This window comes from bacterium (assembly GCA_029210965.1).
In the GTDB taxonomy this organism is placed as follows: domain Bacteria; phylum BMS3Abin14; class BMS3Abin14; order BMS3Abin14; family BMS3Abin14; genus JALHUC01.
On the sequence record JARGFZ010000059.1, the window covers coordinates 1 to 12,004 of the forward strand.

A 12,004-nucleotide genomic window follows, 5' to 3' on the forward strand; every position below is an offset into this window, starting at 1 on the left:
CCAGGTTGAGCCATTTACCATTAGCGCCCTCACTTCCCTCAACTTGCGGCTCGTCTCTCGTAATAGTGCCTTCCCCACAACGCTCCCGGAACCGTTATTGTCCAGCATATGCCTGAGACTTTTACCAAAGCTTTCGCAAGCCGTCTGAACACCATCTGCAAGGTCACAGTCAAGGAAGCCGAAAACGGCGATAGTGTAATCCAGGGAAGAGTGTTGATAGCTCCGGGTAACCTTCATACACTGCTGAAACGAAGCGGAGCCAGGTATTATGTCGAGGTGAAGACCGGACCCCTTGTATGTCGGCACAGACCATCTGTAGATGTTCTGTTCCGGTCAGCGGCAAGGTACGCCGGCAGCAATACCATAGCGGTGATATTGACAGGGATGGGGGATGACGGAGCCCGCGGGATGCTGGAGATCAAGGAAGCAGGCGGTTTCACTATCGCCCAGGACGAATCAACATGTGTTGTTTTCGGCATGCCAAAGGAGGCGATCAAGTTGGGTGCGGTTCACAAGGTGACCGCTCTCGATAGTATCCCGGCAGTCGTACTCAAAGCGGTGACCGAGTCCAACAATTGACAGGGTCGCAAAAAGTCCGTTATCGGCTTTTTGCTCCCCGGAAAGGGAAAAGCGCGGTTTTCCCTTTCCTCACAGATCAATGACTTTTTGCGAAGTCATCAACAATTGATCATGGAATGCTCGTTAACAATGATGAAGAATGTAAAGATCCACATCGGTGAGATCTACACTTCCTCGGAACCCACAGTTATTGAGACAATTCTTGGGTCTTGCGTATCGGTGTGCCTGTACGACCCGGTAATAAAAACCGGTGGAATGAACCACATCCTTCTTCCCGGGAAAGCTGACCTGGAAAAGTTTGATGACACGACCCGTTACGGCATCAACGCCATGGAGGTACTCATTAACAGCATGATGAGGCTGGGTTCCAGGCGAAACAACATATTTTCGAAGATCTTTGGGGGCGCCCACATTATTAAATCGATAGACAGGCATATGTCACCAGGCCCCAGGAATGTTCGGTTTGTTGAGGAGTTCCTTGAACTGGAGGAGATCCCTATCATCAGCAGAAATACAGGCGGCAATAACGGACGGAAGATCCTGTTTCACACCCACACCGGGGACGTATTCCTCAAGACCCTGGCCAACCCCTCCTTTGAAGCAGTTGCGAGGGAGGAAAGCCATTATACCAGGTTGGTTAAAAGCCTTCTTGATACACCGGCGGATGTTGAGCTCTTTAATAATAAGGGTTAATATACCCGAGCGGATAAGTGAAGAACAAGAGCCGCAAGGCCCTTCATTTTATCATCTGTTCAATTGGAATTTACTGAAATGAATGGAGAAATAACTGTGAGCGAATCGAAGAAAAACATACTGATCGTGGATGACTCCATAACAGTCAGGCAGCTGCTGAAACTCATTTTACTAAAGAGCCTGAAATGTCAGATTACTGAAGCACAGGACGGTCTCGAGGCGATAGAGATTCTTCAGGATGCACCCTTTGATCTTGTCATTACCGATATCAATATGCCCAACATGGACGGGCTTTCTCTGGTCAGCAAGGTCCGCAGCGAACTGGAACTCAAGGTGCCCATAATCATTATTACCACTATGGGAAAGGAGGAAGACAGGGATAAAGGCCTGGTGCTCGGAGCCGACTCTTCTTTAACGAAGCCCTTTAACGGCCCAAACGTTGTAAAAGCTGCCTCAGATCTGCTGCGATAAAGGCCTTCGATACAGTTGGTCCCCGCGGATCCGCTCAACGAATAATATCAAGTACAAAATACTTCCTTAAAATCCTGAATAACATCTACCCGGCTATTGTCCTTTTTCTTGACTGACGAGCTCAGAGATATCATATTCACAGGCAGTGGGGGAGTGGCGGAACTGGTAGACGCACAGGACTTAAAATCCTGGGGCGGTAACGTCGTGAGGGTTCGAGTCCCTCCTTCCCCACCAGTCTTCGTTCAAAACGACGAAGACTGCCACGGCGTAGCTGGTAAGCGAAGACGGGCATAATTTGGCTTGCGATGGCGTTCGTTTCGAACTACGCCTTGGCAAGCCGTTTGTCGCGGAGTAAGGGACGAGACCTTGACCGAAGGTCAAGGTGAGCCTGTCCTGAGTATAACGAAGGAAGTCCCTCCTTTCCCACCACTCGACGCACAAAAAGGCCCAACCTATTCAATCATGCCTTTTTGTTTGCTCGTGGCAGGCCACATTTCGACAGGCGCGTGTCACGAGCAGCGGAGAGTAGTCCCGAGCAAGGTGCTGAATATCTATGCACCGCGTCGAGGGGCACCAGCCAACAAAATGGAACAAGTTGCCAATTTTCGTTAGAGTTCAGCGTTCCGGGTTCCGCGGAGGGACGAGAACAAGGGAAATTATTCCTTTTCCAGGACACCTGGTTTCCCAATGACCCATGATAAATATCATACGGGGAACATGGGAATTATAAAACGGCATTATATCTTGACAATCAGTTCTGTATAAATATAATTTGCACTGGTCATTGAGGGCTGGAGGCGAATGGGGGGTAGCCCCCATTTTTTATCGCCGGAAGGCTCTAAATTGATCTGACGACTGGTCTGACCTCTCATTTTACACCATGTACTTTGTACGATCATGCGCCAAATGCGCTTATACTGCGAATCTGGTTGTAGAATGACAACATAATGGAAAGGAGAAACGGCGATGGCGCCACCGAAACTACCTTTAACCAATGAGCTTGGCTACTACGAGATCCGCATGGAAAGCATCGGCGGTATGGGAGCCAACCTGGCAGGACAGATCCTTGCTGAGGCCTGTATCCTCGAGATGGGTTACAATGGAGTAAATTTCGCCAGTTATGGATCGGAGAAGAAGGGGACTCCGGTGAAATCCTTCATAAGGCTTTGCCCCGGAGACGTGGAAGTTACAGACAACTCACCTGTTGAGCATCCTCATATGCTCGCTGTTTTCGCAGAAGCCCTTCTCGGTTCCGTGCCCCTCACACAAGGTTTCAAGAAGGGCGGGGCCGTGGTCGTCAACACCACCAAAACCCCTGAGGAGATCATGGAACTCATGGAGCTTCCAGGCTGCCGGCTGTTCTGCGTGGACGCCATGAAAATATCCATGGAGGAGAAGGTACCTCTTAACACGGCCCTTCTGGGTGCAATTGCAAAGGCTTCCGGGTTTATCGATCCCGAAGCCATTAAAAATGTGATCAAGGCCAAGATCGGTAAGCGTTACCCTCATCTCGTTGAGGGGAATATGAACGCCTTCGATCGTGGGTTTAACGACATTCGTGAAGCTGATTACTGCTCATTGGAGAATTACCCGGAGGTGCCGTTCCACAGGACTCAGCCGGGACTGGGTTATATGAACGAGCCCATAGGCGGCATAATTACTAACCCCGGCAACACCGTGCTGAAGAACCACGGGGCATCCCGTACCGGCTACATCCCACTGTGGCATGGGGATAAATGCATCCACTGCGGGGATTGTGATCTGACCTGCCCTGATCACTGTATGGTCTTCGAGTTCAGGAAGGACGATAAGGGCAAAGACAACGCCTTTATGCTGGGTGTGGACTACCAATATTGTAAAGGGTGTCTGAGGTGTGTGGAAATATGCCCGGTCGAGGCCCTTACCACTGAGGTTGAATCCGATCAGGATGTTAATCAGCTGCGCGCTGATCTGAGGAGGGTGCTATGAGTTCCACCAAGACAGCCAAGAAACTCTCTGGTCCTTATCCGCAAAAGGTGGATCTGCAGGACGGAAACGCCATGGGTGCTCTATCGGCCATGCACATCAACTTCGATCTGGTCGGATACTATCCCATCACCCCGTCAACCCAGGTAGCCGAAACCCTTGATGCCCTCAAAGCGGCCGGGAAGCACGATATCACTATGGTTCCTGGCGACGGTGAGCACGGAGCTGCTGGAATATGCTTCGGGGCTACGGCCGGGGGGGCACGTGTTTTCAACGCCACCTCCGCCAACGGCCTTCTTTACGCCATGGAGCAGCTTCCTGTTCAGGCAGGCAGCCGCTTCCCCATGGTACTGGACATCGCCTGCAGGGCGGTTTCCGGGCCCCTGAACATCAAGGGCGACCACAGCGATATCATGATGGCGCTCAATACCGGGTGGATTATTCTGATGGCCAAGGACCCGCAGATGGTCTACGACATGAACATTATTGCCGTTAAGCTCGGTGAACATCCTGATGTCCGCCTCCCGGTGATCGTTGCCTACGACGGTTTCTTTACCAGTCACCAGAAGAGAAGGGTTCATTACTTTGAGGACCCACAGCCTATTCGCGACTGGCTGGGTGACAAGGTCCAGGCGAACCACGCCCTGGATCCGGCAAACCCCGTCACCATCGGACCTTACATGAACGAGCCGGACCTCATCAACAACAAGAAACAGCTTTCCATGGCCATGGAGGCCGCCTATAAGGCCCTGCCAGGCGTTTATAAAGAGTACGCCCAGCTTTCAGGGCGCGATTACTCCATCCTCAACAGTTACCAGATGGAAGATGCCGAGACGGCCATGTTTGTCCTCAACTCTGCCTTCGACACGGCAAAAATAGCTGTAGACAGGCTCCGGGAAAAGGGTGAGAAGGTCGGCGCTGTTACCGTTACCGTCATCAGGCCATTCCCCCTGAAAGAGCTCCAGGGTGTTTTTTCCGGGGTCAAGACCCTTATGGTCGGTGATCGTGCAGACAGCTACGGAGCCTGGAATGGCAACATGTCCATGGAGATCAAGGCTGCTCTCAAAGACGATCCTGACAACCAGACAAAGGTTCTTAACCGAATCTACGGTCTTGGAGGGTTGGACTTCTACGTGGAGGATGCCCTGGAGATGTTCGAAGAGGCCCTGGAGGCGAACCGGACCGGCAAGGTCAAGGTGCCTTTCGAATACCACGGTGCCAACCCCGGCGACCCTTCCGTCAGCATGGAGCGATTGGTCGAACCCCTGACAAAAGAAGAGCAGTCACCTGGTATCCATCGCATTGAGGAAAAGGATGGTGAGCTGCTTCTTAAGGGGTTCAATAAAAGAAAACTTGCTGCCAAACCAAAAAGGATACTTCCGGGGCATGGCGCATGCCCGGGCTGCGGCATTTTCCCAAGCCTGAACATCTTCATGAAGGGTATCGAGGGAAACGTCATCGTCCAGTTTCACACCGGGTGCGCCATGGTTGTGACTACGGGTTACCCCTTCAGTTCCCACCGTATTACTTACCTGCACAACCTCTTCCAGAATGGATCCGCCACCATGAGCGGTCTGGTGGAAGCCTACCACACTCTCGTTAGAAAAGGTCGTCTCCCGGGAGATGAGGAGTTCACCTTCATCATGGTAACCGGCGACGGCGGACATGATATCGGTATGGGACCCAGCATCGGAGCCGCGATTCGGGGTCACAAGATGATCCTCATTGAGTACGACAATGAGGCCTACATGAACACCGGGACCCAGCTCTCATTTACAACCCCTCTCGGTCATCAAACCTCCACATCCGGTGTTGGTCCCGGGGAAAGAGGTAAGTCTTTCCACCACAAGGACACGGCCCAGATCCTGGCAGCCTGCCATATTCCTTACGTGTTCACAGCTGTGGAAACCCAGCCCCGGGACATGGTGAGAAAAGCAGCAATAGCCCAGGAAATGGCAGGTGAGGAAGGGTTCGTTTTTGGGAAGCTCCTTTCCGTTTGTCCCCTCGGTTGGAGGACTGTGGAGAAGAACTCCGTTGACATCATCCAGAAGGCTGTAGACAGCTGTTTCTTCCCCCTTTACGAGGTGCGTAACGGGATAACAAGCATTACCTACAACCCTGAGGACAAAGACAAGAAGATTCCAACGATTGAATGGCTTAAAACCATGGGCAAAACCCGCCACCTTACCAAGGAGGACAACGCCGACCTGGTTGCCGAGTTCCAGAAAGAGGTTGATCGAAGGTGGGCACGCCTGAAGGCGATGAACGACAATCCACTACTGTAATTAAAAAAGGGGAGCTTTAAGCTCCCCTTTTTTAATGGATTGAGAATTACGAATTGAGGATTGAGAATCAAATCCGGAATCCTCAATCCTGAATGCTCAATCACTGCTCCTCAATATCAATTTCTTTCCCTAACAGAAAATTTATCCTTTTCAGCAGGGTGTCCGGATCGAAGGGTTTCATGAGGTAGGCGTTGGCACCTGCACTAACCGCTTCCTGCATTTGGTTTTCCTGGCCCAGTGCACTTGCCACGATGACCGGTATCTCGCGGGTAGCCATGTTTCGCCTGATGATCTTCAGAAAGTCAATTCCGTGAATGTTAGGCATCCTGATGTCGAGAACGATCAGAGAGGGGAGGCGAGAGTGCTTCGGGCCGTAGATCCGGTTCAGGCCCTTAAGGCCATCCTTGCACATTTCCACCGTGTATCCGCCGTCAATGAGGATTCGCCTTAGTAAAAACAGGTAATCCTCATCATCGTCTACCAGCAGTATCGACGGGGATATAGCGGAAACCTTCTTCGGCTGATTATCGGGAACGAACTCCACTGATCTCTCTGTTTCATTCCCGTTGTTAGGAGAAGTGTCCAGAGCCTTTACTTCGAAATAAAAGGTGCTGCCGACCCCTTCCTCGCTTTCGACCCAGGCGCGACCCCCCAATATCTGTCCTATCTTATGTACGATGGCAAGACCAAGACCGGAACCTTCGTAACTGCGGGTTGTGGATATATCAACCTGGTAAAAAAGGTTGAATACTTCATTGGCCTGGCCCTTGGGTATCCCCACACCTTCGTCGGAAACGGAAAGAAGCAGGCCCCTGTGGCTTGGCGCTGCCTTGATCGTGATCCTGCTGCCCCCTGAAGAGAATTTCAGTGCGTTGCTCAGGAACTGCTGTATTACCTGGAGTATTTTGATCCTGTCCGATGTAAAGTTGACCACTTCCCGGGATACTTCTATGCTGATGTCGTCCTTTCTGCCCGGTATCTCCGTAGCCATATTGTCCACTACTTCATTTAGAAGTTCCTGGACATCGAACTCTTCTGCAGACAGGTCGAACATACCTCGCTCAAGCTGAGATAGTTCAAGAATGTTGTTAATGATGGATTCCAGTTTAACTGACTCTTCGAGACAAGTGCCCACAACATCCTGTAAACCGGAGTACACGGGTCCCAGGTCGCCATCCCTCATCATGGTAAGATAGCCTTTGATGACCGTCAGGGGGGTCCTCAGTTCATGGCTGACAAGGCCCATGAAATTCTTTTTGTATTCGTCCGCGATCATGAGGTTTCTAAACATCTCTTCCTTGCGTTTGAGGAGGTCTCTAACGCGGTCTCTTGACCTTTTCAATTCCACCGTACGTTCCTCAACACGATCCTCCAGATCCCTGATAAGCGCTTGTTGCCGGGTATCCATTAGACGAGAGGTCAGGTGTCCATAACGGTAGAAAAGACCGGCAAAAACAAGGATTAATATGAGGTGTGTGATGCCGGAACGAAACGTCTCGGAAAGCAGGTTACCCTTCAATGGCCGGTAATCCTGGTAAATCTCGTAGGCGCCCAGGATCAAGCGGGTTTCAGGATGGATAATGGGAACATAGGTTTGCAGCATTGGGAACGGGGCCTTTTCACCATATATTTTTTCCTGATAACCGGGGGTTGCAACGCTGGATGAACCGGTCCCACCAAGTGCAAGGGTCAGATGATCGTTATTCTTTACTTCCAGGCCTATGACATCCTTGTCCAGTGAAAAGACGATGATCTCATTTCGGTTGAATATCTTTATGTTAAGGAGGGCAAAGCTGTTGATGAGGTCCACAATACTTTCATTGTACTGTTTGAAATAATCGGAACTCTCCAGGCCGGCACGGAGATCTCCCTCCAAAAAGAGCTGATGGCTCAAGTGCTCGGCGGTACGCTGGGCATAGGATTCAGATTGTATAATTGCGGCATTGAGGGCAGTTCGATAATCGCTCACCGTTATGATAACGGTTGCCGTTAGGATCAGAAAAAGTGATATAATCAAGTATCTTTTATGAGTCATAAGAGGGGTTGTTCAAAACTCTAAATGGTGTATACAAAATCAGGTATAAATGGCTGTCGCTTATGGCGAGTTTGTGAATAATAATACATATCTGGTAATAGTATCAACAAGTATTATTGCAGGAATCCCCTTTTTATCGGGGTTGAGAGCGGATAGACCTTGACACTTTGTGTGGACATCTGTTATCCAAAAACCAAGGGTGCAAACTACGGAAATCCCGTTATACATTCAATTCCCATATTTAAAGGAGGAAGAGATGAACAGAGCTGAACTTATCGCAAAAATGGCTTTAGAGGCCGGAATCAGTAAAGCAAAGGCTGAATTAGCCCTTGGTGCTTTTGTAGACGGTATTGCAGGTGCTCTTAAAGATGGAGGAAAAGTTTCTCTGGTTGGATTTGGTACCTTTAGTGTCAGCGACAGGGCCGCTCGTGTAGGACGCAATCCACGGACGGGCGCTAATATTAATATTGCAGCTTCCAAGGTGCCCAAATTCAAGGCTGGCAAAGGTCTCAAGGACGCCATCAAATAATCTCTTCCTGTATTGTTTAAAAAAAGCCGGCCTACATGGCCGGCTTTTTTTATATAATGAATGGTGAATAGTGAACTGTGAATGGTTTAGTCATGAGGTTTTACTCTTCACCCTTCACATTTCACGGTTCACGTTATACTGAGTTCCTTCCATCCTCCTCCAGATCCTCATGAAGAGAATACCAAACACAATTACCGCAATACTTTGACCGATGCCAATCGACAGGACCATTGCCCAGTAGGGATGTGATACCAACCAATTGAGCATACTTGCTATGGTCCCGGTGGACGCTACTGTGCCAAAACCGAAATCTATACCTAGCAGGAAATAAAGGTATGCAGAGACGCCCAGTGCGTTAAAGATTACCGGGGGCAGGAAAGGGAGCACAGGCACTTTTCGCAAGCCGTAGGTGGCGTATCCAGCGGCAAGAGTGAGCAAAGGTCCGAATACGATGTCGGGAAGACCCATGCCCCCCAGAAGGTTTGCCAGGAGGCATCCTGTGTACAAGGCTACCGGCATGAGAGGGTCGTAGAGAGCCAGCATTGCCAATCCCTCTGAAATGCGAACCTGGATCGGCCCGTATCCAAGATTCAGTCCAGGCCCCAGAACGTTGGCCAGGTAGGTTAGAACAACATACAGGGAGGCAACGAGGGCCAGTCTGGTTAATCGTCGGGTGTGCATAGGATTTCTGCCTCAGGTATTTTTTTATGTAGTATAATAATCTAGATATCAGAGGCAGAAATCAGGGACAAGGGAAAAGGAACAAGGGACAAGTGTAATTCTGTTCAGTACTCAAGTACTTCAGTACTATACACCGGGGGTGTTTAATGATCGTTGCTGTTACCGGCGGAACAGGCTTTGTGGGCAGGGCGGTCGTTAAAGAACTGCTGGAAAGAGGCCACCAGGTCCGTATCCTCTCCAGGAAGGCCCCTGAGAGGCTCCCTGAGGGTGCCTCTCACGTTGTTGGCAGCGTTGTTACGGGGGAGGGGCTGGATTCGCTGGTGGAAGGCACAGAAGCGGTTATTCACCTTGTGGGTATCATTAAGGAAGTGGGAGAAAACACCTTCAGGGCAGCACACTATAACGGAACATTGAACATCCTTGCCGCTTCCGCAAGAGCTGGGGTGCCGCGCTACCTCCACATGAGCGCCATGGGGACCAGGAAAGATGCGGTGAGCCAATATCACATGACCAAATACGCTGCCGAAGAGGCCGTTAGGGCCAGTGGTCTTGGCTGGACTATCTTCCGCCCTTCTACCATTTTCGGGCCGGGAGACGCCTTCATTAACATGTTGGCCGCCGTTATGCGAAAATCACCCGTGATGCCGGTTGTGGGAGGCGGTAAAAATCTGATGCAGCCGGTTTATGTCAAAGATGTGGGGGCAGCCTTTCGAAAAGCCCTGGATTCGGATGTTCACATCGGCAAAACCTATGAGCTGGGAGGGCCGGACCTTCTTAACCTAAAGCAGATTCTTGTTAAAGTATCACATGTTATTGAATTGAAACGTTTATTTATAAGCATACCTTTGTGGGTCGTGTCGCCAGTTGTCAAAAGCGCGCAGCTTTTCAAGATCCCGCTGCCTGTCACCTCGGACCAGCTTATCATGCTCGGGGAGGACAATATCAGGACAGGTGGTGACCCGGTGGAGGAGTTGGGTCTCGATTGGACAGGATTTGAGGAAGGAATCAGGACCTATTTAGGTCCGAATAGGGAATAGGGAAGGAGGGAGGAGGAAGGTTTAAATCTTTCTTCATCCTTCGTCCTTCATCCTTCGTCCTTCCGGGAGAAGCCCCTTTTCCATTTTTTCGCTCATCACCAGGAAGGTTCCCCTTGCAGTGGCAACAATGTCACCATCCTCGTCGGTGACCATTCCGGAGGCCTTGAACTTCCTTTTTGACCACTCCTCCTCCTGGGCCACAGCTTTAAGCCGTTTTCCGGGAGAGGCGGCCTTTCGGAAGGTTACCTCCAGAGTGTGGGTGAGGAAGAGGCGGTCCCTGTTAAAGGCCAGTCTGCCCAGAACTTCATCGAGGAAGCCCATAATGACCCCGCCGTGGACCACCCCTTCATAGCCGGAGTGCTTGACGCCAGGGGTAAACATGCCTTCAACTTCACCTGTGTCGAGGGTCTGGAAGGTGGATTTCAATCCGCATTCGTTGTCAGGACCGCATACGAAGCAGCCGGAGAAGAGCAACTGGTCCAAGGGAACTCCTTTCAGTTGCAGTTTATCGTTAACAGTTTACGGTTCACGGTTAATTCGGGATCTTACAAGATCAGCAATACTTTTTTGACAAAGTGATCGTATTTAAATAATAGTAAAATCTGCCTGAACAATCATCTTACGTCACCCATTAACTGTAAACTGTAAACCGTGAACTGTAAACTTATCGTGGAGGAACCATGACGAAATACCTTGGCATCATCGGCGGGAGCGGACTTTACGAAATGGAAGGTCTTGAAAATATCGGCACGGAGACTGTATCCACGCCTTTCGGTGATCCTTCAGACAGCATCATCACCGGGAGTCTGGACGGCATGAAAATGGCTTTCCTGCCTCGTCACGGTAAAGGGCATCGCATAACACCATCGGAGATCAACTATCGGGCCAACATATGGGCCCTGAAATCCCTCGGTGTGGACACCGTTATATCGATATCGGCCGTAGGCAGTATGAAAGAGGAGATCGTTCCGGGGGACCTGGTTGTACCCCATCAGTTCATCGACCGTACCAAAGGCAGGGCATCCACCTTTTTTGGCGGCGGCATTGTTGGCCACGTAACTTTCGCCGATCCCGTGTGCCACTCTCTGGCTGGCGTAGTTGCCAAAGGGGCCGGTACAACAGGGGCAAAGGTCCACCAGGGAGGAACCTACATCTGCATGGAAGGACCACAGTTCTCCACCCGCGCGGAATCCAACCTTTACCGCACCTGGGGGGTCGATGTCATAGGGATGACCAACATTCCGGAGGCCAAACTGGCCCGGGAGGCTGAACTTTGCTACAGCACGTTGGCCCTGGCTACGGACTATGACTGCTGGCATGAGAGCGAAGATGATGTGTCGGTGGAAGCCATCCTCCAGATCATGCACCACAACGTGGAAAATGCCAAAACAGCTATCGCCTGGGTGGCCCGTAATTTGGCCGAAAAGAAGGCGTGCAGCTGCTCAGAGGCCCTGAAGTTTGCTATTGTCACCGACCCATCGGTGATCCCGGATAAAGTGAAGAAAGATCTGGGGCCGATCATAGGAAAGTACGTAAAATAAGAACGCAGCACACAGCACGCAGCACGCAGTTTGAACACCTTAAGCTAAATACTATCTAAATTCTGTTTTAAAACCTGTAATATGAATCCTTCGGAAGGAAGTTTGATGACTTCGCAAAAAGTCATCAATGCGCCCCGCGCGGGGCGCCCAAATCAGTGACTCGCACTGTAAGTCATTGATTTGTAAGG

The 12,004-nt window shown here is 50.6% G+C and carries 10 protein-coding genes, 1 tRNA gene and 1 pseudogene; 9 read left to right on the top strand and 3 right to left on the bottom strand.

Annotated elements, in window-relative coordinates; all coding sequences use genetic code 11:
• Positions 1-69: 69 nt before the first annotated feature.
• The 6 genes and pseudogenes from P1S59_13555 (at position 70) to P1S59_13580 (ending at position 5,993) form a co-directional block, all read left to right on the top strand.
• Positions 70-579 (top strand): annotated as a pseudogene (locus tag P1S59_13555) (chemotaxis protein CheB).
• Positions 580-708: 129 nt separating this feature from the next.
• A complete protein-coding gene (locus tag P1S59_13560; protein MDF1527264.1) occupies positions 709-1,272 on the top strand; it encodes a chemotaxis protein CheD in 564 nt (187 codons plus the stop codon).
• Between the two features lie 96 nt (positions 1,273-1,368).
• On the top strand, positions 1,369-1,743 hold the full coding sequence (locus P1S59_13565; GenBank protein ID MDF1527265.1) for a response regulator: 375 nt from the start codon (positions 1,369-1,371) through the stop codon (positions 1,741-1,743).
• A gap of 147 nt (positions 1,744-1,890) precedes the next feature.
• Positions 1,891-1,977 (top strand) — tRNA-Leu (locus tag P1S59_13570).
• 732 nt (positions 1,978-2,709) lie between these two features.
• Entirely contained in the window at positions 2,710-3,711 is a 1,002-nt protein-coding gene (locus tag P1S59_13575) for a 2-oxoacid:acceptor oxidoreductase family protein (GenBank protein ID MDF1527266.1), read from the top strand.
• Positions 3,708-5,993 (top strand): thiamine pyrophosphate-dependent enzyme, encoded by a 2,286-nt coding sequence (locus tag P1S59_13580; protein MDF1527267.1) that lies wholly within the window; start codon positions 3,708-3,710, stop codon positions 5,991-5,993. Before P1S59_13575 ends, P1S59_13580 begins: the two co-directional genes overlap by 4 nt.
• Before the next feature lie 100 nt (positions 5,994-6,093).
• Here the strand turns inward: P1S59_13580 and P1S59_13585 are convergent, their stop codons facing one another.
• Positions 6,094-7,962 (bottom strand): response regulator, encoded by a 1,869-nt coding sequence (locus P1S59_13585; protein ID MDF1527268.1) that lies wholly within the window; start codon positions 7,960-7,962, stop codon positions 6,094-6,096.
• A 322-nt stretch (positions 7,963-8,284) separates the two neighbouring features.
• On the opposite strand from P1S59_13585, the gene P1S59_13590 reads away from it, so the two are divergent.
• Complete coding sequence (locus P1S59_13590; protein MDF1527269.1) at positions 8,285-8,557, top strand: HU family DNA-binding protein; 273 nt, start codon at positions 8,285-8,287, stop codon at positions 8,555-8,557.
• 114 nt (positions 8,558-8,671) lie between these two features.
• Here P1S59_13590 and P1S59_13595 read toward each other — a convergent pair whose 3' ends face one another.
• Positions 8,672-9,238 carry a QueT transporter family protein gene (locus P1S59_13595; protein ID MDF1527270.1) on the bottom strand — a complete coding sequence of 189 codons (567 nt, stop codon included), beginning with the start codon at positions 9,236-9,238 and terminating at the stop codon, positions 8,672-8,674.
• Between the two features lie 146 nt (positions 9,239-9,384).
• Between P1S59_13595 and P1S59_13600 the strand changes: the two genes are divergently transcribed.
• Positions 9,385-10,275, top strand: coding sequence for a complex I NDUFA9 subunit family protein (locus tag P1S59_13600; GenBank protein ID MDF1527271.1), 891 nt, complete (start codon positions 9,385-9,387; stop codon positions 10,273-10,275).
• Between the two features lie 33 nt (positions 10,276-10,308).
• Here P1S59_13600 and P1S59_13605 read toward each other — a convergent pair whose 3' ends face one another.
• On the bottom strand, positions 10,309-10,758 hold the full coding sequence (locus P1S59_13605) for a PaaI family thioesterase (GenBank protein MDF1527272.1): 450 nt from the start codon (positions 10,756-10,758) through the stop codon (positions 10,309-10,311).
• A 197-nt stretch (positions 10,759-10,955) separates the two neighbouring features.
• On the opposite strand from P1S59_13605, the gene mtnP reads away from it, so the two are divergent.
• A complete protein-coding gene (gene mtnP / locus P1S59_13610; protein MDF1527273.1) occupies positions 10,956-11,816 on the top strand; it encodes an S-methyl-5'-thioadenosine phosphorylase in 861 nt (286 codons plus the stop codon).
• Positions 11,817-12,004 lie beyond the last annotated feature (188 nt).